Here is a 20,052-nt window from a genome sequence, read left to right on the forward strand (position 1 = left end):
ATAATTGATTGACTATGTTGTAGCTTGATGAAGGGATAAAATTGCCAGACTAGCAAGTCTGGCCTTTATAAAAATAATAACTTATTTTTATTCTTTATCTTGTTTAGGTTTTGTTAACGCATTATGTACAACTAATAGAGCAAAAATAGCAATGAAGATACCCATAATAATATCTTTATTGAACCATTTTGCCATGTTGCCAAGGATAATCCCAACACCACAAAAATCTACATCTGAGAAAGTTGTATTAGAAAAACCAAGTGATCCTAAAACAGGTAATAAAAGTACTGGTAAGAAGGTAACTAATAAACCATTGGCAAATGCACCAAGCATTGCACCGAGACGGCCACCCATTGCGTTACCAAATACCCCAGCAGTTGCACCACAGAAGAAATGAGGGACAACACCCGGTAAAATAAGCACGGCGTTTAGCTGTCCTAGTACAAATAATCCGACTAATCCACCAAGAAAACTAAATAAAAAACCAATCAATACTGCATTTGGTGCATAAGGGAAAACAACCGGGCAGTCTAAGGCAGGTTTTGCATTGGGTACTAATTTTTCTGAAAAACCAGTAAATGCTGGGACAATTTCGGCTAAAATAAGTCTAACCCCTTGAAGAATAATAAATACACCTGCCGCAAATGTGATGGCTTCAATAATCGCATAAACTAAATAATTATCGCCATTACTTAGGTTTGCTTGAATATACTCAGGACCGGCAAATATTGCTAGAATTAAGTAGATAATCATCATAGTTAATGAGATAGAGATTGAACTATCACGTAAAAAACTTAAATTTTTCGGTAAATTCATCTCTTCAGTAGAACGAGAACCTTTACCAAAAGCACAACCCAGCCAACCAGCTAATACATAACCTAATGTACCAAAGTGACCAAATGCAACATCATTGTTTCCAGTTATTTTACGCATTTGTGGTTGAGCTAAAGCTGGGAAGAATGCCATGATCAAGCCTAGAACCAATGAACCAGTAAATACCAATTGCCAACCTTCAAATCCAGCAACGGTTAAAATAATACTGATCATGCATGCCATATAAAAAGTATGATGGCCGGTTAGAAAAATATATTTTAAGCAGGTGAATCTGGCAACCACAATATTGGCAACCATACCGAAAGCCATAATTAATGCAGTTGCGGTACCATATTCATTCAGAGCCATTGAAACGATAGCTTCATTATTAGGTATGATACCTTGAAGTTTAAATGCCTGCTCAAACATTAATCCTAAAGGCGTAATTGCGCTGATTAAAACCGTTGCACCACCACCCAATACTAAAAATCCTAAAATTGTTTTAACCGTTCCTTTTACTGTATCAGTGAATGATTTTCGTTGTGCTAATAAACCAACCATGGCAATTAGACCAACAAGTATTGCTGGCACTTTTAAGATATCAACAACGAATTTAATTACTTCTTGAATCATAGCAATACCTCATAATTAGGCTTTGTTGAAGTGCTCAACGAGTTTTTCTTCTAAATCGTTGATATCAATAATATTATTTAAAACCACCAATTTATCTTGCGGAATGCCAGAACTTGCCGCCAAATCTTTAGTCATCACAAAAAGATCTGCTTGTTCTGGTGTTGCAGAAGCAAGATCAGCATGTGTTACCTCTGCATCAATATTTAATTTTTTGAGGACTTTTTTGATATTCATTTCTACCATGAAACTACTACCAAGACCTGAACCACAAACTGCCATAATTTTCATATTATTTATCCTTTTATTAGTTTAATTTGATTTAATAACGATTGATCACTGTTAAAATTTCGTCACTATTTTTTGCATTGAAAATTGTCTGAATATCTTCTGTTTCGGCGAACAGTGTTGCTAATTGGGTTAACAATTCGATATGACTCGTACTATCACAAGCGGCCAATAAAGTAATTAAATAAACAGGATCATTTTCTTCTGAATTGAAATTAACGCCATTTTTGACAAGTAACATTGATAACCCCAATTTGTTTACTCCTTGTTCTGGTCGAGCATGCGGCATAGCAATGCCAGGAGCTAATACATAGTAAGGACCAATTGATTCATGTAATTGAAAAATAGCGTCAATATAGTTAGAAGAGATTGAATTGTTATTCAGTAAAGGGGCTGCACAAATTTTTATTGCTTCTTTCCAATCTTGGACTGAATCAATAGTTTTTACAGTTTGACTAGTTAACCATTGATTTAACATTTTTCCTCCGAAAACCGATTTGGTATATTGTCAATATTACGATAATAGAAAATTAACACATTGGCTAACAATAATAATTTAAAAAAAATAAAAATGTGATAGCGCTATCATTTTTTCATTAACAATTTTTCAATTTTGTGATTTGGGTAGCATTTTTGATATATAGTTGAAAAAAATTTGCATAGCATAATATTATAATGTTCTCGTTTTATGCTTAACTCTTTTAGTTAATGATTTAACATATTGTAATTATTGGTTTTATGGAATTTAGGAGTATAAATTTAACTACTGGTTAGTTTTACTTGAGATCGAATATGTCGGATACAAAAAAACGCAGGAGTACAGGTCAAACCACTTTATTTGACGTCGCTAAATATGCTGGTGTTGGTACCATGACGGTTTCGCGAGCATTGCGAACGCCAGATAAAGTATCGGATAAACTGCGTCAAAAAATTCAACTAGCCGTTGAGACATTAGGTTATAAACCTAACATTGCCGCTAGTTTGCTAGCCTCAGCTTCTGCCAATAAAGTTATTGCGGTCATTACTACAAAAATTTATGAAGATTCCACACGAATCGCACTCAATGCACTGCAAGCCTATTTACTTAAAGAAGGCTATACCACAATTATCTTTGAATCTTACTCTTTCTATAAGCGTGAATCACAACTGTTGGAGACTATCTATAGCAATAATCTTGAAGCGATATTACTCTTTTATATTGAAGATGATGATTTTATTGAAAATATATTAAACAATAAAACGATTCCTACTTTCAATATTGGTAAGTCGTATGATGAAGTGACAAATATACATATCGAAGTGGATGATAGTTTAGCAATGTGTATGTTGACTGAACATGTAATAAAAAAAGGCTATCGCCATATTGGTTTACTTTGTGCTGACCACCAATGTCATGTTTTTCAACAAAGGTTACATGGTTGGCATAAAGCTATGTTAAACAATCATTTGCCAACACATAGAATAATTAATCCGGCAAAACCGGCTAATTTTAGCACTGGTAGTGCATTGTTACCTGATATCTTGTTGAACTGGCCTGAAATAGATGCATTAGTTTGTACTACCGATGAGTTGGCGTGTGGTGTGCTCTATGAATGTCAAAGACGACATATTCGAGTTCCTTACCAATTAGCTGTTTGTGGCTTTGGTGATAGTGAATTTAGTCAAGTAAGTATTCCGTCTCTCACGACGATTTCGCTACCGTCGAAGAGAAAAGGCGAGTATATTGGCAACTTATTATTGAATAAATTAACCGATAGAAAGGACAATTCAAATTTCGAATTATCAACACTAAAACCTACCATTTATTCACGAGATAGCTTGTAATTTAACCATAAAAGTCATTGTGTTAAAGGATACTCTAAGTTTAAATTTACACAATAGTGAGATAATAAAAAACCTACTCAAAATGAAGTGCCCCTCATAAAATTCGTTGGCAAAAGAGAATTCGAACTTATTAATGGAAAGAGACGATGAAACTAGTAAAAGCAGAAGAGATTGAATTCTTCTATATATTCCCCGAGGATGATTTAATAAAAGAGGAAACAACATTAATCAATAACCTTACTTTACCTAAGAGCCCAGATTTTCAAAATCTCCCAATGGGTAAGTATGTACCTGAGAAACTTATTAAAACGCTGCAAAATGGCACTGATACACGATTAGCAATTTATACAAAAAGCATACGAAAGGTTCATTCTATAAAAGATTTTTTTTATGCTTATGAAACTCGTTGCCTATTTTGGACCAACAAAGATATTAATTTAAAGGAATTAGATCAGAAAATAAGGGAGGATAGTTACACCGATGAAGATTTTCATAGTGCAATTATCACTCGTTTGCAATATGTATTTTGCCATCGTAATTGTCTAAATAAATATTTAGCTCTTGCTTATGATCCTGAGATATATGAGTTAATGTATTTTCCTATAGCTTTGGCTAAACATAAATCCTATAGTGATTACTTTGTAAAAAAAATTCATATGACAAAAACGCTTAGATGTCCAAATTGTAATGAATCCTTAGGTATCATTGTAGTAAGATTTTTTAATAAAGAAGAAAATCTGCTATTAAAAAAATGTAATAAAACATTATGAAAGTGGCGAAATCAAAGTTTGTAATTATAAATCGAGAAAAAATTACTAATTAGTTAATAAAAACGGGTATCACGTCATCACGTTGTTATGAAACAAATAAAGTAATTAATAAGAGAGGACTCGAACTTATTAATGGGGTGAAACCATGAAATTAATAAAAGTAGAAGAGATTGAATTCTTCTATATATTCCCTGAAGACGATTTAATAAAAGAGGAAACAACATTAATCAACAGCCTTGTTATTCCAAACAATCGGGTTAATAGACTAATGGGAAGGTATGAGTCTAAACAACTTATTGAAACGTTGCAAAATGGCACGGATACACGACTAGCAATTTTTAAAGTAAACGCGCGATTAGCAACTATTCCTATAAAAAAGGAATATGATGCTTATCAAACACACTGCCTATTTTGGACCAACAAAGATATTAATTTAAAAGAATTAGACCAGAAAATAAAAGATGATAGTTACACCGATGAGGATTTTTGTAACGCAGTTATCGCTAAAGTGCAATATGCTTTTTGTCGTCATTGTCACAATAAATATATAGCTCTTGTTTGTGATGATGAGATCTATATGTACATGTATATTCCTAGACGCGTACCATTAAGCGATAACTATTATAAAAAAATAGATATGATAAAAACGATTAGATGTCCAAATTGTAATGAATTTATAGGTCTTTTTGTTTTAAGATTTTTTGATAAAGTTGAAGATGGTAATTAATTATAATTGGTATTAAAAACAATATAATAAAACATTAGGAAAATTAAGGGGTTAGTGTTGGTAATTATTTATGGATAAAAACCAAAATTACTAATAGTCATGAAAAAGAGTATCACGTCGTTATGAAACAAATAAAGTAATTAACAAGAGAGGACTCGAACTTATTAATGGGGTGAAACCATGAAATTAATAAAAGCAGAAGAGATTGAATTCTTCTATATATTTCCTGAAGACGATTTAATAAAAGAGGAAACAACATTAATCAACAACCTTGTTATACCAGAGAGCCAAAATTGTTTTAATCGACGAATGGGGGGATATGCCTCAGAACAACTTATTGAAACGTTGCAAAATGGCACGGATACACGATTAGCAACTTTTAAAGTAAACGCGCGATTAGCAACTATTCCTTTAAAAAAGGAATATGATGCTTATCAAACACACTGCCTATTTTGGACCAACAAAGATATTAATTTAAAAAAATTAGACCAGAAAATAAAAGATGATAGTTACACCGATGAGGATTTTCGTAGCGCAGTTATCGCTCATGTGCAATATGCTTTTTGTCGTCATTGTCGCAATAAATATATAGCTCTTGTTTGTGATAAAGAAATCTATATGTCCATGTATATTCCTAAACATATACCATTGAGCGATAACTATTATAAAAAAATAGATATGATAAAAACGATTAGATGTCCAAATTGTAATGAATTTATAGGTCTTTTTGTTTTAAGATTTTTTGATAAAGTTGAAGATGGTAATTAATTATAATTGGTATTAAAAACAATATAATCAAACCTTAGGAAAATAAGGAGTTAGTGTTGGTAATTATTTATGGATAAAAACCAAAATTACTAATTAGTCAATGAAAAAGGGTGTCACTTCGTTATGGGACAAAAAAGGTAATTAACAAGGGACTATTCGAACTTATTAATGGAAAGAGATGATGAAACTAATAAAGGCAGAAGAGATTGAATTCTTCTATATATTCCCTGAAGACGATTTAGTAAAAGAAGAAACAACATTAATCAACAACCTTGTTATGCCAGAAAATAGGGTTAATCTACCAATGGGAAGGTATACGTCTAAACAACTCATTGAAACTCTGCAAAATGGCACGGATACACGATTAGCAATTTTTAGGATAAACACGCAATTACCTCTTCCTTTAAAAGATGGTTATGATGCTTATCAAACACACTGCCTATTTTGGACCAATAAAGATATTAATTTAAAAGAATTAGACCAGAAAATAAAAGATGATAGTTACACCGATGAGGATTTTCGTAGCGCAGTTATCGCTCATGTGCAATATGCTTTTTGCCGTCATTGTCACAATAAATATATAGCTCTTGTTTGTGATGATGTGATCTATATGTATATGTATTTTCCTATTGCTCTCGCTAAACTTATATCATACCAAGATTACTATTATAACAAGACAGGTATGATAAAAATTGTTAGATGTCCAAATTGTAATGAATTTATAGGTCTTTTTGTTTTAAGGTTTTTTGATAAAGTTGAAGATGGTAATTAATTATAATTGGCATTAAAAACAATACAATCAAATCATACTAAAATCAAGAAGTTAGCTTTGGTGATTATTTATGGATAAAAAACTAAATTACTAATTAGTCAATGAAAAAGGTATCACGTCATCACGTCGTTATGAAACAAATAAAGTAATTAGCAAGAGAGGATTCGAACTTGTTAATGAGGTAAAACCATGAAATTAATAAAAGTAGAAGAGATTGAATTCTTCTATATATTCCCTGAAGACGATTTAATAAAAGAGGAAACAACATTAATCAACAACCTTGTTATACCAGAGAGCCAAAATTGTTTTAATCGACGATTGGGGGGATATACCTCAGAACAACTTATTGAAACGTTGCAAAATGGCACGGATACACGATTAGCAATTTTGGGGATAAATATACGACCCCCTCTAAAAGATAATTATGATGCTTATCAAACACACTGCCTATTTTGGAGCAACAAAGATATTAATTTAAAAGAATTAGACCAGAAAATAAAAGATGATAGTTACACCGATGAAGATTTTCGTAGCGCAGTTATCGCTCATGTGCAATATGCTTTTTGTCGTCATTGTCGCAATAAATATATGGCTCTTGTTTGTGATGATGATATCTATATGTTCCTATATATTCCTATTGCAGTTGCTAAACATGTATCATTTAGAGAATACAGTGATAAAAAATTAGATATGATAGAAATTGGTAGATGTCCAAATTGTAATGAATTGATAGGCATTTATGTTGCGAGATTTTTTGATAAAGTTGAAGATGGTAATTAATTATAATTTGCATTAAAAACAATACAGTAAAATCAAGTGGTTAGTGTTGATAATTATTTATGGATAAAAACCCAAATTACTAATTAGTCAATGAAAAAGGTATCACGTCATCACGTCGTTATGAAACAAATAAAGTAATTAGCAAGAGAGGATTCGAACTTGTTAATGAGGTAAGACCATGAAATTAATAAAAGCAGAAGAGATTGAATTCTTCTATATATTTCCTGAAGACGATTTAATAAAAGAGGAAACAACATTAATCAACAACCTTGTTATACCAGAGAGCCAAAATTGTTTTAATCGACGAATGGGGGGATATGCCTCAAAACAACTTATTGAAACGTTGCAAAATGGCACGGATACACGATTAGCAACTTTTAAAGTAAACGCGCGATTAGCAACTATTCCTTTAAAAAAGGAATATGATGCTTATCAAACACACTGCCTATTTTGGACCAACAAAGATATTAATTTAAAAGAATTAGACCAGAAAATAAAAGATGATAGTTACACCGATGAGGATTTTCGTAACGCAGTTATCGCTAAAGTGCAATATGCTTTTTGTCGTCATTGTCACAATAAATATATAGCTCTTGTTTATGATGAAGAAATCTATATATCCATGTATATTCCTAAGCATATACCATTGAGCGATAACTATTATAAAAAAATAGATATGATAAAAACTATTAGGTGTCCAAATTGTAATGAATTTATAGGTCTTTTGGTTTTAAGATTTTCTGATAAAGTTGAAGATAGTGATTAATTGTAATTAGGATTAAAAATAATATAACCGAATATTAGGAAAGTTGAGAAGTCAGTGTTTGTGATTACTTACGGATAAAAATCACTGGTTGGCTAACAAAAAATGATGTTAGATCTTTATGAAACAAAAGAGTGGTCGGCGAGAGAGGATTCGAACCTCCGACCCACTGGTCCCAAACCAGTTGCGCTACCAAGCTGCGCTACTCGCCGTTAGGAAGCGCATAATACTGCGCTAACGTTAATGTGTCAATAGTTTACTTGCAAAATTTATTAGGTCTTGTCTATTTTGCTAATGGAGCGGGCGTTTTACCGATTCTTAGGTAGAATTCGCTGACAAACTCTTCATATCGTTTATTGGCTACAGCTTCACGTATTTCAGCCATCAAGCACTGGTAATAGCGTAAGTTATGTATGGTGTTTAAACGAGCGCCTAAAATTTCACCACATTTATCTAGATGATGAAGATAAGACTTAGTATAGTTTTTACAAGTATAACAATCACAATCTGGATCAAGCGGTGTCGTATCGTCTTTATATTTGGCATTACGAATTTTGATCACGCCATTAGTAACAAATAAATGACCATTACGAGCATTTCGAGTAGGCATTACACAGTCGAACATATCGATACCACGACGTACGCCTTCAACCAAATCTTCTGGTTTACCTACGCCCATTAAATAACGAGGTTTATCAGCGGGTAGTTGTGGACAGGTACCTTCTAATATTCGATGCATATCCGCTTTAGGTTCACCAACTGCAAGACCACCGACAGCGTAACCATCAAAGCCAATTTCAGTTAATCCTTTAATTGAAATATCACGTAATTCTTGGTGTATACCACCTTGTACAATGCCAAATAAGGCATTTTTATTACCAAGTTCGTCAAAGCGTTGGCGACTGCGTTTAGCCCAACGTAATGACATCTCCATTGATTTTTTGACGTAGTCCCATTTTGCAGGAAAAGGGGCACATTCATCAAAAATCATCACAATGTCGGAACCAAGGTCATATTGGATTTCCATTGAAATTTCAGGTGATAAAAAAATTGAATCGCCATTAATAGGATTACGGAAATAGACCCCTTCTTCTTTAATTTTGCGAATATCACCAAGACTAAAAACTTGAAATCCACCTGAATCAGTTAAGATTGGTCCAGGCCATTGCATAAAGTCATGTAGGTCACCATGTTTGCGCATAATCTCCTGTCCAGGTCTTAACCACAGATGGAAAGTATTACCTAATAAGATTTGTGCGCCAGTGGCTTTAACTTCTTCAGGCGTCATCCCTTTTACTGTGCCGTAAGTACCAACCGGCATAAAAGCAGGTGTTTCAACTACATATTTAACTCCACGACGATCAAATTTCATACGTCCGCGACGGGCTAAGCCGTCAGTGTTATCTAACTCAAATTTCATTTTTTATATTGACCTCTTGCGACCAAATAAACAGTTTGGCGCATTTTATTGATATATTACGTTATCGTATCATATAATTACGATGATTAGTTTATCGTGCTTAGCCTTAATAGACAATATTTGTAAGGATTTTGGAAGATTTGAAAAATATTATTTTATTGTTTTCATGTTTACTGATGTTAATGGTATGCGGATGTCAAAATCAAAATAAAATACCGCCAACCAGAGTTTCATCTGAACAAATAAAACAATTATCTGATAATGACATTTTTGCCATTAGCCAACAAGCTTGTGTCGAAAATGACAAGCGCGCGATTATTGCTCCTGATTATAATTTTCTTAGTAAACGATTATCTAACTTAACCCAAAATTTACCGCAAAAAATCAATAATATTGAATTAAATTATCAAGTTTATTTTGATAGTGAACCTAATGCATGGTCTACAATTAATGGTTGTATCCGGATAAATAGTGGATTGATGACTTTACTTGAAGATAATGAGTTACAGGCAGTCATTGCACATGAACAGGCTCACATTGCACTAAAACATGGAATAAGTATGATTCGCCAAGCTCCTTATATCGAAATTACGGATAAAGCAAGCGAACTGGTGATTGTCGTAAAAGAAGAAACTTCACAGCAATTTGAGATTGAAGCGGATAATTATGCTTTTGATTTGTTAGTTAGCAAAAATTTAGATGCAATCGGATTGGTCAATATGCTAATTAAAATGCCAATTCATGCCAAAAATCAACCTACTTCTCATCCAACAACCATGAAACGTATAGCTAATATTACTGACAGGTTAAGTCATAATTAGTTTTTTAATCTGTTAGCCAATAAATTTAGATGAAATTTATTGGCTATAGATTATCAACTATTAGTAATTAGCATGGCATCTCCATAACTAAAAAATTGATATTTCTGGGTGACTGCATGTTGATAAGCTTGCATGGTATTTTCATAACCAGCAAATGCAGAAACCAGCATAATTAAAGTTGATTCTGGTAAATGAAAATTAGTGATAAGCGCGTCAATTACCTTAAAATCAAAACCGGGATAAATAAATATTTGAGTATCATCAAAAAATGGCGCAATTTTACCCGTCGGTTTGGCTGCGCTTTCCAACGCTCTGACAGATGTGGTACCAACAGCAATCACTTTATTGCCTCTAGCTTTGCATTCTAAAACCGCTTTAACAACAGAGTCTGGCACTTGAGCATATTCAGCATGCATAATGTGTGTTTCAATATTTTCCACTCTTACCGGTTGGAATGTCCCTGCGCCGACATGTAACGTGACAAATTCCATTTCGACCCCTTTGTTTTTAAGCTTTTCTAATAAAGGTTGATCAAAATGAAGACCTGCTGTTGGTGCAGCAACTGCACCGGGTACTTTACTATAGACAGTTTGATATACCTCACGATCTTGTGCCTCATCAGGTCGATCTATATAAGGTGGTAAAGGTATATGGCCAATTTCATTTAGGATGTTAAGTACATCATCGGGAAACTGCAATTCAAATAAAGTATCATGGCGAGCCAACATGGTAACGCTAATATTGTTCTCTTCACCTAAAATGAGTTCAGCACCAACTTTAGGTGATTTAGATGCTTTTATATGAGCAAGAGCACGATTATCTTCTAACAAGCGTTCAATCAATATTTCGATTTTTCCACCTGATGCTTTTTTGCCATATAACCGGGCAGGAATCACCTTAGTATTATTAAAAATAAGTAAATCACCTTGATTAATGTAATCAATAATATCAGTAAAAATTTTATCTTCAATCTGTCCCGTATGGCGGTTGAGTGATAATAATCGGCACGAACTTCTTGTTTCTGATGGATATTTTGCAATCAGTTCTTTGGGGAGGGTAAAATCAAAATCTGACAGTTGCATATTTATGTTCCTCAAAAAATGAGGGACTAGTCTAAAGTGCTACTCATGACTAATCAAGAAATTATTTGTTGATTATTATAAAAGTTGCGTTAAAATTCTCCGTATCTAACGTTAAGTTAGAAAAAAGTAAATTATGTTAAAAAAAGGAAAGGATTATGAAAAGACATCAAAAAACATTACTTGTTGCACTACCTTTAGTTGCAGCTATGTCATTAGTTGGCTGTAAAAATATGAGTGCTGACGATTTAACTAGTCTAGGCTTGAAAGGTTTGAAAGCAGCAACGTTAAGTGATAATGATGTAAAATCATTAAGTCAACAATCATGTGCACAAATGGATGCTGAATCAAAAATTGCTCCAGCTAAAAGCGCTTATACTAAACGTTTAAATAAAATTGCTAAATCTCTTGGTAATAATATAAATGGTACTCCAGTTAACTATAAAGTATATATTACTAAAGATGTTAACGCATGGGCAATGGCTAACGGTTGCGTACGTGTTTATAGTGGCTTAATGGATATGATGACTGATAATGAAATCAAAGGCGTTTTAGGTCATGAATTAGGTCACGTAGCATTAGGTCACAGTAAAAAAGCAATGCAAGTAGCTTACGCAGCAGAAATTGCTCGTGATGCAGCAGCGGCGTCAGGTAATGCAACAGTTGCTTCATTATCTAGTTCTACTATCGGCGCATTAGCTGAAAAAGTTATCAATGCTCAATTCTCTCAAGCACAAGAACAAGAAGCGGATAATTTCTCTTTCGATTATTTAGTTAAGAAAAAAATCAATCCAGCAGGTCTTGCAACTGCATTTGATAAATTAGGTGGTGGTGATTCATCAATTTTAAGTAGTCACCCATCATCAGAAAAACGTGCTCAAAATATTCGTAACAGATTAGCTGAGCTAAAAAAATAAATTAGTTTAAATAATTTGTTTATAAAGCGCCGTTTAAGGCGCTTTTTTATTGGTAACTAAATATTTAATTATTGTTTGTAGCTAGATAAGAAATTAGCAAAACGGCCAATGGCATCTTGCAATTCACCGGTGTGAGGTAATGCGACAATTCTGACATGATCTGGCTTATGCCAGTTAAATCCACTTCCTTGAACTAACAATACTTTTTCTTGTAACAAAAAGTCTAAAACTAATTTTTGATCACTATGAATATTAAATTTTTTCTGATCAAGTTTAGGGAAAAGATATAAAGCACCTTGTGGTTTAGTACAAGAGACACCCGGAATATCATTTAATAGTTGCCAAGCCAACATACATTGGTCATAGAGTCGTCCACCAGGTACAATAAATTCGTTAATACTTTGATAGCCACCTAATGCTCCTTGAATTGCATGTTGCAATGGTACATTAGCGCATAGACGCATTGAAGCTAACATGTTCAGCCCTTCAATATAACCTTTAACATGTTGCTTTGGTCCACAAAGCGCCATCCACCCTTGTCTAAAACCAGCAACTCGGTACGTTTTTGATAAACCGCTCATGGTAATGACAAACAGATCCGGAGCTAAAGCTGCTATTGAATGATGTACAGCATCATCATATAAAATTTTATCGTAAATTTCGTCAGCAAAAATGATTAAATTATTTTGTCGGGCGATTTCGGCAATTTCGAGTAAAATTTCTTTACTATACACCGCGCCAGTAGGATTGTTTGGATTGATAATCACAATCCCTTTGGTTTTAGGGGTAATTTTTTGTTTGATATCTTGTAAATCAGGTGACCAATTAGCTTCTTCATCACAAAGATAGTGAACTGCGTTACCACCAGATAAACTAACGGCTGCAGTCCAAAGTGGATAATCAGGCATTGGTACTAATATTTCATCACCACTATTAAGTAATGCTTGCATTGATTGAACAATTAACTCAGAAACACCATTACCAATATAGATATCTTCTACATCCAAATTGGTAATTCCTCTGGATTGATAATGCTGCATAATCGCTTTACGAGCAGAATAAAGACCTTTTGAATCACAATATCCTTGTGATGTCGGTAGGTTACGAATAACATCTACTAATAGTTCATCTGGCGCAGTAAAACCGAAAGGGGCGGGATTTCCAATATTAAGTTTAAGAATGGTTTGACCTTCTTCTTCAAGCTTTTTTGCATGATCAAGAATTGGTCCACGAATGTCATAACAAACATGATCCAATTTATTGGATTTTTGAAAATTCACCATAATAACGCCCTTTCATTTTATCTTTTTGTTTTTTATTTTGATTAAAAAAACAATCTACTCCTATTTCGATAATTTTTGAAGGTGTTATTATAAACAACTCAATAAAATTTTTTTAATTGTATAAAATTCGTGCGGAGTGTGTAATGAAAACAATTTTAACGGTAATAGGAAAGGATCAAACTGGTATTATTGCAGGTGTAAGTCAAAAGCTATATGAGTTAAATATTAATATTTTAGATGTTAGTCAAACTATCATGGATGAGTATTTTACTATGATCATGTTACTTGATTTATCTAAAATTAGTGTATCGTTTGATGAAGTTAAAAATGCTTTAGTTAATACCGGTGAACAACTAAAAGTTAAAGTGAATCTACAACGAGAAGAAATTTTTGATGCAATGCACCGTTTGTAAACTCAAATTTATATTTTTATGAAAGGATAGAACTAATGGAAACAAAACAGATCCTCGAAACAATTAAAATGATAGAGGAAGAAAAGCTCGATATCCGCACAATAACCATGGGTATATCTCTTCTTGATTGTATTGATAGTGATGGTGAGAAGGCCCGTCAAAAAATTTACGATAAAATTACCCGACTAGCAAAAAATTTAGTCAAAGTTGGTGAGCAAATCACTTCTGAATTTGGTATACCTATTATAAATAAACGTATTTCTGTTACTCCTATGTCACTCATTGCTGGGGCAAGTAATGATAAAGATTATGTTGCGTTCGCCAAAACGTTAGATGATGCGGCAAAAGCGGTTGGCGTGAACTTTATTGGTGGCTTTTCCGCTTTAGTGCAAAAAGGTTATCATAAGGGTGATGAAATATTGATCAAATCAATACCGCAAGCCCTCGCGCAAACAGAACGAGTATGTGCATCAGTCAATGTTGGTTCTACACAAACCGGCATTAATATGGATGCAGTAAAGCAGATGGGACAAATCATCAAAGAAGCCGCAGCGTTAACTGCCGATAATAGTAGTATGGCTTGCGCTAAATTGGTGGTATTTGCCAATGCTGTTGAAGATAATCCATTTATGGCAGGGGCTTTTCATGGTGTCGGCGAAGCAGACTGTGTCATTAATGTTGGGGTTAGTGGACCAGGCGTGGTTAAACGTGCTCTTGAAAAAGTGAAAGGCCAACCATTTGATGTGGTTGCTGAAACGATCAAAAAGACAGCTTTTAAAATAACCCGTATGGGACAATTAGTGGGTAAAGAGGCATCAGAACGTTTAGGCGTTAAATTTGGGATTGTTGATTTATCTTTAGCACCAACACCGGCCATTGGTGATTCGGTGGCGCATATTTTAGAGGAAATGGGACTAGAAGTTGTTGGAACACATGGAACTACCGCTGCACTAGCGATGCTTAATGATGCGGTGAAAAAGGGCGGCGTAATGGCATGTGGTCATGTTGGTGGATTAAGTGGTGCGTTTATTCCGGTATCAGAAGACGCAGGCATGATTGATGCAGTAAATAACGGTGCCCTTAATTTGGAAAAACTAGAAGCGATGACATGTGTTTGCTCGGTCGGTCTAGATATGATTGCCATTCCTGGCGATACAACAGCTGAAACCATATCAGCGATTATTGCTGATGAAGCCGCAATAGGGGTAATCAACCATAAAACTACCGCAGTCCGGATTATTCCTGCCGTTGGATTAACCGTCGGCGATAATATTGAATTTGGTGGTTTACTTGGACATGCGCCAGTTATGCCAGTTAATAAATTTAGCTCATGTGATTTCATCCAACGTGGTGGGCGTATTCCTGCTCCAATTCACTCCTTTAAAAATTAATTTACTATGATTCTGCCTTAAATATTTATTTAGGGCAGAACCACCGATCATTTCTTATCACTTTATATCCTCAAAAGAGCGTTTCATTGTTTGGTATAACTATCCAAAATTGTCCATATGATGTGCAATATCATGGATATTATTTGGTATCAAATTCATTCGTCTCTGGTATCTTAATTTCCTAAAATCACCAACATTAATTAAGAAACGATTTAATTAGCAATAGTGAATTAACAACAGTGAATTAACAAATTTTTGAAATTTGCTAATGACATGATGGAGGATAAAATGGGGAGTGATTCTAAAGATCAAATGTTTTTTAATGAGTTAATTCTATTAGATAAAGACTTCGCCGATAGCGACCAATTTTTTGAATTTACTTTTCCTATTTTGAAAAATGGTGGTTACGTTAATCATTCATTTTTAGAAGCCATAAAACAAAGAGAATCAACATTTCCTACTGCCTTACCTACAGAACCATATGTGGTGGCCATTCCTCATACTGATATTGAACATGTTATTCGTCCCTTTATCTTTTTTACGCGGGTAAAAGGAACGATTCCATGGCGTGAAATGGCAAATAATGATCATGTTTTAGACGTTAATTTTATCTTTTTGCTCGGATTTAATCAAAAGGATGGGCATATCGACTTGTTGCAAAAATTAATGTCCAGCTTTGTTAATTCATGTTTTTTGGACGCCCTTAATCAGGCAAAAACTCAACATGAAATTTTTACTTTGTTAACGTCAAACATCCATCTATAAGGAGGCATTATGAAAAAAATCATTGTTGCGTGTGGTAGTGGAGTGGCTACATCACAAACGGTTGCAAGTAAGGTTACACGTCTACTAAAAGAAAAAAATCTTAATGACATCAAAATCGAAGTTGTCGATCTCAAATCGGTTGATACTCATATTAAAAGTAGTGCGGCGTATATCGCGATAACCAAAATTGAGAAGGAGTATCCCATTCCGGTCATTAATGGCATTGCGTTTTTAACCGGAATAAATATGGATTTAGAACTACAAAAAATTATAGATGCCTGCAAATAGGAGCGTAATTATGGATTTTCTTGGAACAGTTATCAATTATATTTTGAATTTAGGCGCTCCAGTTTTTGTACCCATCATCATGTTAATTGCTGGCTTGATAGTACGAATGAAATTGAGGGATGGTATATCAGCCGCCATTACCTTAGGTGTCGCATTTGTTGGTATGAGTATGTTGATTGCCTTTATGGTTGGTGCAATAGGCTCTGCGGCACAAACGATGATGGAACGAACAGGAATTGAATTAAGTATTGTCGACGGTGGTTGGACAACCATGGCTAATGTATCTTGGGCATGGCCTTATGCATTTTTGATGTTCCCTTTACAAGTTGGCGTCAATATTTTAATGCTGGTGTTCAAAAAAACTAATACCTTCAATGCCGATTTATGGAATGTATGGGGCAAAATTTTTACGGCTTTTATTGTGGTAGCTGTCGCCACACCTATTGTAGGCGGGCTGATTGCGCTTATTCTTGCGTTTCTTATTGCCACTTTGCAAATTATATTAGAACTTAATTCAGGTGATATTAATCAACAAAGAATTGAAAAATTAACTGGTATACCGGGTGTGACTTGTACTCATAGGATGTTATTTTTTAGTGCAATTTATTATCCATTTGATTTATTACTCCGCAAAATCCCAGCATTAAATAAACCAATGGATGCCGCAACCCTAAGATCTAAATTAGGTATTTTTGCAGAAAATCATGTGATAGGTTTTTTACTTGGCGTTACTTTTGGCCTCATTGCTGATTATGATATCCCTGCTACCTTAACTCTTGGTGTACAAGCGGCGACAGCATTAATGTTGTTTCCAATGATTTCTAAATTATTTATGCAGGCGTTATCGCCTATTTCTGAGGCGATCAGCGATTATATGAACAAAAGGTTTGCTGGTCGAAAACTGTTTGTCGGTTTGGATTGGCCATTTATGGGCGGAGCAAGCGAAATTTGGTTTACGGTAATTGTGGCTATTCCGTTCACTTTAATTTGGTCGGTTATTCTTCCAGGTAATAAAATTTTACCTTTTGCCGGTATTATCAATATCGCCCTCGTAGTGCCAGCTTATATTTTGACCAAAGGCAACACACTAAGAATGGTGATTTTGGCAATAATCGGTGTCCCATTCTTTCTATTTGTAGGAACACAATTTGCACCAATTATTACTGATTTAGGATTGGCGACTAAAGCAATTAATATTCCAACAAACCAATTAATTTCCAATAGTTGTATTGATGCACCAATTTTCACTTATGCATTTTCATTTATTTGGCAATGCTTACAAGGCTACTTCTTACCATTATTTTTAGCTATTTACTGGTGTGTAGGTTACTTCTTTTATGCACGAGAACTGCGAAAAGAATCGCACCAGAATATCGTTGAACAATAAATCTAACATAAAAACTGAATGAATTTTTACAAAGACTAATGGAAATGCTCGTTATCAGCCGATAGCGAGCAAGAGGCATATAATTTTATGGTAGTTGATAAAAGAATTCATGCTGTATTAAATGCATTAATTCAAAATCCAAGTATGAGTGGCGTTGAGCTGCAATCTAAATTCGGATTAACTCGTAAACAACTAAGTTATACCATTAAAAAGATTAATGATTTTCTTGAATCTTCTAATCTTGAATTGATTAAACGTTTCAAAACTGGAAAATTTAGTGTACCCAAGATAGTCATTGAAACGTTTCGCACCGAGCCAGTTTCGCAAGCCATAGGAAGATATATTTATTCAGAAGATGAAAGAGTTCATTTATTGTTATTTTTTTTGTTAACTCGTATTGAACGATTATCTTTGATTCATCTCTCTTCATCACTTACCGTTAGCCAAAATACTGTAGTTAATGATTTAAAAAAAGCACAAACGGTAATAGATCAACACTGTTTACAAGTTACTTATGATCGAGAAAATGGTTATCGGATTGTTGGTAATGAAATTAACAAACGTTATCTATTATTGAATTTAATTCGTCGAATTATTCACATACCGATAGCAGACAAAATCTTTAGATATAACGATATTATCACTCAAGGTCGTTTAGAACATATTGGCATCGTGTTTAGCGAAATTGAAAAAAAATTAAAAATCATTTTTACCGATGAACAATTACAAGAGTTAACTTATTTTATCTGTTTTATATTACAACGAATTGAAACCAATAAAAAAATTGAAATTTTACCTGAAAATTATCTCGATGTGGCTAATAGCCGAGATTTTCAATTGATGAAGAAATTGATTGAACGATTTGGAATTATCGATATTAATGAACAGGTTTTTTTAACGGTTTTGGTACAGAGTTCAAATATCCAAACTTTATCAGATAAATATTTTCACTTAGATGCGGTATTACTGGAAAGTGCTATTGAAGTCATTGATAATTTTCAGCAGATTAGTTGTATTACATTTAAAGATAAAAATGAATTAATTGAACGTATTTATCAACATTGGAAACCGGCTTATTATCGTATTCGTTATCACATCACCAATATTAATAGTGTTTACGACATCGTATTACAAGAATTTGGTCATTTACACGAAATGGTACGAAAAGCCATTATTCCTTTTGAAAAAATTTTACATTGTAGTATGCCGGATGAAGAAATTGCTTTTATCACGGTGTTATTTGGTGGATGGTTAACTCGTGAAGGTTTAATCAACCTGATTAAAACGAAAAAAATAGCGATTGTCGTTTGTGAAAATAGTGCAACGGTGTCAACTTATCTTTATTTGACCTTACAAGTTTTGTTTCCGGAACTCCATTTTTCCGATGCAATGTCGAAACGAGAGTTCGAAAAGTATAATCATTACTATGATATTGTTTTTTCAACTTCCCATTTAACAACCGATAAACTGTTATTTATTGTTAATCCTTCGTTGAATAATCTACATAAAAATGCGTTTCGTAATCAGGTAATGGGTACATTACAAGGTATCGATCCAAGTATTATCCAAATTGAAGAACTGATGTTAATTGTTGAAAAATTTAGCAAGATTAATGATCGAAAGGCATTACAAAAAGAGCTAACTGCTTATCTTTATAATGATGAGTTAACTGAAAATCCACTGCGGATCACCCAAAAAGAGATACCAGCTCTTGCTGATCTTATGCAACAAGATCATATCAATATTGCAGACACATCTGATATCTCTTGGCAAGAGGCCATTCAATTAGCTGCTCAACCATTACTAAACAATCAGTTTATCGAATATTGTTATCTTGAAAAAATGATCAATAAAATTCAATTTGAACAACCTTACATTATGTTAGTTGAAGGCTTAATTATTGCTCACGCTGGGATTGATGATGGCGTGAACCAAGTGGCCATGTCACTGCTTAGATTACCGGAAAAAATCGATATTTGCGGTTATATGCAAGTCGATTTAATTGTGATTTTAGCCACTAATAATCCGCAAAAACATCTTAAAGCCCTCGCTCAATTAAATGAATTATTGGAATTTCACGAGGGAGCGATGCGCATTCGTCATGCTAAAAATAACCAAGAACTTTGGCAATTATTTGCTAATTATCAATGAGT

21 protein-coding genes and 1 tRNA gene are annotated in these 20,052 nt (G+C 33.8%); 15 read left to right on the forward strand and 7 right to left on the reverse strand.

What is annotated here, in order from left to right; all coding sequences use genetic code 11:
• Positions 1 to 87: 87 nt before the first annotated feature.
• From ulaA to AC5LXV_RS04315, 3 genes are read right to left on the reverse strand one after another with little or no spacing between them, the layout of a single operon-like run.
• Entirely contained in the window at positions 88 to 1,446 is a 1,359-nt protein-coding gene (gene ulaA / locus AC5LXV_RS04305; protein WP_110434694.1) for a PTS ascorbate transporter subunit IIC, read from the reverse strand.
• Between the two features lie 15 nt (positions 1,447 to 1,461).
• Positions 1,462 to 1,734 carry a PTS sugar transporter subunit IIB gene (locus AC5LXV_RS04310; RefSeq protein ID WP_110434695.1) on the reverse strand — a complete coding sequence of 91 codons (273 nt, stop codon included), beginning with the start codon at positions 1,732 to 1,734 and terminating at the stop codon, positions 1,462 to 1,464.
• A gap of 31 nt (positions 1,735 to 1,765) precedes the next feature.
• Positions 1,766 to 2,209: a PTS sugar transporter subunit IIA gene (locus tag AC5LXV_RS04315; protein ID WP_493467461.1), complete on the reverse strand. Its 444-nt coding sequence runs from the start codon at positions 2,207 to 2,209 to the stop codon at positions 1,766 to 1,768.
• Positions 2,210 to 2,523: 314 nt separating this feature from the next.
• On the opposite strand from AC5LXV_RS04315, the gene AC5LXV_RS04320 reads away from it, so the two are divergent.
• The 7 genes from AC5LXV_RS04320 to AC5LXV_RS04350 all read left to right on the forward strand — a co-directional run bounded on the left by AC5LXV_RS04320 (position 2,524) and on the right by AC5LXV_RS04350 (position 8,138).
• On the forward strand, positions 2,524 to 3,555 hold the full coding sequence (locus tag AC5LXV_RS04320) for a LacI family DNA-binding transcriptional regulator (protein WP_493467462.1): 1,032 nt from the start codon (positions 2,524 to 2,526) through the stop codon (positions 3,553 to 3,555).
• Positions 3,556 to 3,701: 146 nt separating this feature from the next.
• Positions 3,702 to 4,325, forward strand: a complete 624-nt coding sequence (locus tag AC5LXV_RS04325; RefSeq protein WP_110434698.1) for a hypothetical protein — start codon at positions 3,702 to 3,704, stop codon at positions 4,323 to 4,325.
• A 145-nt stretch (positions 4,326 to 4,470) separates the two neighbouring features.
• A complete protein-coding gene (locus tag AC5LXV_RS04330; protein ID WP_493467463.1) occupies positions 4,471 to 5,052 on the forward strand; it encodes a hypothetical protein in 582 nt (193 codons plus the stop codon).
• Between the two features lie 180 nt (positions 5,053 to 5,232).
• Positions 5,233 to 5,820 (forward strand): hypothetical protein, encoded by a 588-nt coding sequence (locus AC5LXV_RS04335; RefSeq protein ID WP_493467464.1) that lies wholly within the window; start codon positions 5,233 to 5,235, stop codon positions 5,818 to 5,820.
• Between the two features lie 181 nt (positions 5,821 to 6,001).
• Positions 6,002 to 6,592, forward strand: coding sequence for a hypothetical protein (locus AC5LXV_RS04340; RefSeq protein ID WP_493467465.1), 591 nt, complete (start codon positions 6,002 to 6,004; stop codon positions 6,590 to 6,592).
• 189 nt (positions 6,593 to 6,781) lie between these two features.
• A complete protein-coding gene (locus AC5LXV_RS04345; protein WP_493467466.1) occupies positions 6,782 to 7,372 on the forward strand; it encodes a hypothetical protein in 591 nt (196 codons plus the stop codon).
• 178 nt (positions 7,373 to 7,550) lie between these two features.
• Positions 7,551 to 8,138: a hypothetical protein gene (locus AC5LXV_RS04350; protein WP_493467467.1), complete on the forward strand. Its 588-nt coding sequence runs from the start codon at positions 7,551 to 7,553 to the stop codon at positions 8,136 to 8,138.
• Between the two features lie 132 nt (positions 8,139 to 8,270).
• Here the strand turns inward: AC5LXV_RS04350 and AC5LXV_RS04355 are convergent.
• Both AC5LXV_RS04355 and tgt read right to left on the reverse strand, forming a co-directional pair.
• Positions 8,271 to 8,347: transfer RNA gene (locus AC5LXV_RS04355), tRNA-Pro, on the reverse strand.
• Positions 8,348 to 8,418: 71 nt separating this feature from the next.
• Positions 8,419 to 9,555, reverse strand: coding sequence for a tRNA guanosine(34) transglycosylase Tgt (tgt, locus tag AC5LXV_RS04360; protein WP_493467468.1), 1,137 nt, complete (start codon positions 9,553 to 9,555; stop codon positions 8,419 to 8,421).
• A 140-nt stretch (positions 9,556 to 9,695) separates the two neighbouring features.
• On the opposite strand from tgt, the gene AC5LXV_RS04365 reads away from it, so the two are divergent.
• Complete coding sequence (locus AC5LXV_RS04365) at positions 9,696 to 10,376, forward strand: M48 family metalloprotease (RefSeq protein ID WP_493467469.1); 681 nt, start codon at positions 9,696 to 9,698, stop codon at positions 10,374 to 10,376.
• Positions 10,377 to 10,429: 53 nt separating this feature from the next.
• Here AC5LXV_RS04365 and queA read toward each other — a convergent pair whose 3' ends face one another.
• Complete coding sequence (queA, locus tag AC5LXV_RS04370) at positions 10,430 to 11,458, reverse strand: tRNA preQ1(34) S-adenosylmethionine ribosyltransferase-isomerase QueA (RefSeq protein ID WP_493467470.1); 1,029 nt, start codon at positions 11,456 to 11,458, stop codon at positions 10,430 to 10,432.
• Between the two features lie 155 nt (positions 11,459 to 11,613).
• On the opposite strand from queA, the gene loiP reads away from it, so the two are divergent.
• Positions 11,614 to 12,372 carry a metalloprotease LoiP gene (gene loiP / locus AC5LXV_RS04375; RefSeq protein WP_110434707.1) on the forward strand — a complete coding sequence of 253 codons (759 nt, stop codon included), beginning with the start codon at positions 11,614 to 11,616 and terminating at the stop codon, positions 12,370 to 12,372.
• A gap of 68 nt (positions 12,373 to 12,440) precedes the next feature.
• On the opposite strand, the gene AC5LXV_RS04380 is transcribed toward loiP, so the two are convergent.
• The gene (locus tag AC5LXV_RS04380; RefSeq protein ID WP_110424461.1) at positions 12,441 to 13,655 is read right to left on the reverse strand and encodes a pyridoxal phosphate-dependent aminotransferase; all 1,215 of its coding nucleotides are present in this window, start codon (positions 13,653 to 13,655) and stop codon (positions 12,441 to 12,443) included.
• Between the two features lie 143 nt (positions 13,656 to 13,798).
• On the opposite strand from AC5LXV_RS04380, the gene AC5LXV_RS04385 reads away from it, so the two are divergent.
• The 6 genes from AC5LXV_RS04385 (at position 13,799) to AC5LXV_RS04410 (ending at position 20,050) form a co-directional block, all read left to right on the forward strand.
• Positions 13,799 to 14,068 carry an ACT domain-containing protein gene (locus AC5LXV_RS04385; protein WP_110424462.1) on the forward strand — a complete coding sequence of 90 codons (270 nt, stop codon included), beginning with the start codon at positions 13,799 to 13,801 and terminating at the stop codon, positions 14,066 to 14,068.
• Between the two features lie 35 nt (positions 14,069 to 14,103).
• The gene (locus AC5LXV_RS04390) at positions 14,104 to 15,459 is read left to right on the forward strand and encodes a PFL family protein (protein ID WP_065652062.1); all 1,356 of its coding nucleotides are present in this window, start codon (positions 14,104 to 14,106) and stop codon (positions 15,457 to 15,459) included.
• A gap of 288 nt (positions 15,460 to 15,747) precedes the next feature.
• Positions 15,748 to 16,224 carry a PTS sugar transporter subunit IIA gene (locus tag AC5LXV_RS04395; protein WP_181415324.1) on the forward strand — a complete coding sequence of 159 codons (477 nt, stop codon included), beginning with the start codon at positions 15,748 to 15,750 and terminating at the stop codon, positions 16,222 to 16,224.
• A gap of 9 nt (positions 16,225 to 16,233) precedes the next feature.
• Complete coding sequence (locus AC5LXV_RS04400; protein ID WP_110434710.1) at positions 16,234 to 16,512, forward strand: PTS sugar transporter subunit IIB; 279 nt, start codon at positions 16,234 to 16,236, stop codon at positions 16,510 to 16,512.
• 10 nt (positions 16,513 to 16,522) lie between these two features.
• Positions 16,523 to 17,899: a PTS galactitol transporter subunit IIC gene (locus AC5LXV_RS04405; protein ID WP_493467471.1), complete on the forward strand. Its 1,377-nt coding sequence runs from the start codon at positions 16,523 to 16,525 to the stop codon at positions 17,897 to 17,899.
• A gap of 87 nt (positions 17,900 to 17,986) precedes the next feature.
• Complete coding sequence (locus tag AC5LXV_RS04410; protein WP_493445853.1) at positions 17,987 to 20,050, forward strand: BglG family transcription antiterminator; 2,064 nt, start codon at positions 17,987 to 17,989, stop codon at positions 20,048 to 20,050.
• The last annotated feature ends 2 nt before the right edge of the window (positions 20,051 to 20,052 follow it).

The organism is Gilliamella sp. LMG 34359 (genome assembly GCF_984569085.1).

Excerpts from the sequence above, each read along its gene's own strand:
- AC5LXV_RS04340 (WP_493467465.1), top strand. The coding sequence starts at position 6,002 with ATGAAACTAATAAAGGCAGAAGAGATTGAATTCTTCTATATATTCCCT.
- AC5LXV_RS04395 (WP_181415324.1), top strand. The coding sequence starts at position 15,748 with ATGGGGAGTGATTCTAAAGATCAAATGTTTTTTAATGAGTTAATTCTA.
- AC5LXV_RS04350 (WP_493467467.1), top strand. The coding sequence starts at position 7,551 with ATGAAATTAATAAAAGCAGAAGAGATTGAATTCTTCTATATATTTCCT.
- tgt (WP_493467468.1), bottom strand. The coding sequence starts at position 9,555 with ATGAAATTTGAGTTAGATAACACTGACGGCTTAGCCCGTCGCGGACGT.
- AC5LXV_RS04385 (WP_110424462.1), top strand. The coding sequence starts at position 13,799 with ATGAAAACAATTTTAACGGTAATAGGAAAGGATCAAACTGGTATTATT.
- AC5LXV_RS04410 (WP_493445853.1), top strand. The coding sequence starts at position 17,987 with ATGGTAGTTGATAAAAGAATTCATGCTGTATTAAATGCATTAATTCAA.
- AC5LXV_RS04330 (WP_493467463.1), top strand. The coding sequence starts at position 4,471 with ATGAAATTAATAAAAGTAGAAGAGATTGAATTCTTCTATATATTCCCT.
- AC5LXV_RS04405 (WP_493467471.1), top strand. The coding sequence starts at position 16,523 with ATGGATTTTCTTGGAACAGTTATCAATTATATTTTGAATTTAGGCGCT.
- AC5LXV_RS04380 (WP_110424461.1), bottom strand. The coding sequence starts at position 13,655 with ATGGTGAATTTTCAAAAATCCAATAAATTGGATCATGTTTGTTATGAC.
- AC5LXV_RS04310 (WP_110434695.1), bottom strand. The coding sequence starts at position 1,734 with ATGAAAATTATGGCAGTTTGTGGTTCAGGTCTTGGTAGTAGTTTCATG.
- ulaA (WP_110434694.1), bottom strand. The coding sequence starts at position 1,446 with ATGATTCAAGAAGTAATTAAATTCGTTGTTGATATCTTAAAAGTGCCA.
- AC5LXV_RS04390 (WP_065652062.1), top strand. The coding sequence starts at position 14,104 with ATGGAAACAAAACAGATCCTCGAAACAATTAAAATGATAGAGGAAGAA.
- AC5LXV_RS04400 (WP_110434710.1), top strand. The coding sequence starts at position 16,234 with ATGAAAAAAATCATTGTTGCGTGTGGTAGTGGAGTGGCTACATCACAA.
- AC5LXV_RS04315 (WP_493467461.1), bottom strand. The coding sequence starts at position 2,209 with ATGTTAAATCAATGGTTAACTAGTCAAACTGTAAAAACTATTGATTCA.
- AC5LXV_RS04345 (WP_493467466.1), top strand. The coding sequence starts at position 6,782 with ATGAAATTAATAAAAGTAGAAGAGATTGAATTCTTCTATATATTCCCT.
- queA (WP_493467470.1), bottom strand. The coding sequence starts at position 11,458 with ATGCAACTGTCAGATTTTGATTTTACCCTCCCCAAAGAACTGATTGCA.
- AC5LXV_RS04320 (WP_493467462.1), top strand. The coding sequence starts at position 2,524 with ATGTCGGATACAAAAAAACGCAGGAGTACAGGTCAAACCACTTTATTT.
- AC5LXV_RS04335 (WP_493467464.1), top strand. The coding sequence starts at position 5,233 with ATGAAATTAATAAAAGCAGAAGAGATTGAATTCTTCTATATATTTCCT.
- loiP (WP_110434707.1), top strand. The coding sequence starts at position 11,614 with ATGAAAAGACATCAAAAAACATTACTTGTTGCACTACCTTTAGTTGCA.
- AC5LXV_RS04325 (WP_110434698.1), top strand. The coding sequence starts at position 3,702 with ATGAAACTAGTAAAAGCAGAAGAGATTGAATTCTTCTATATATTCCCC.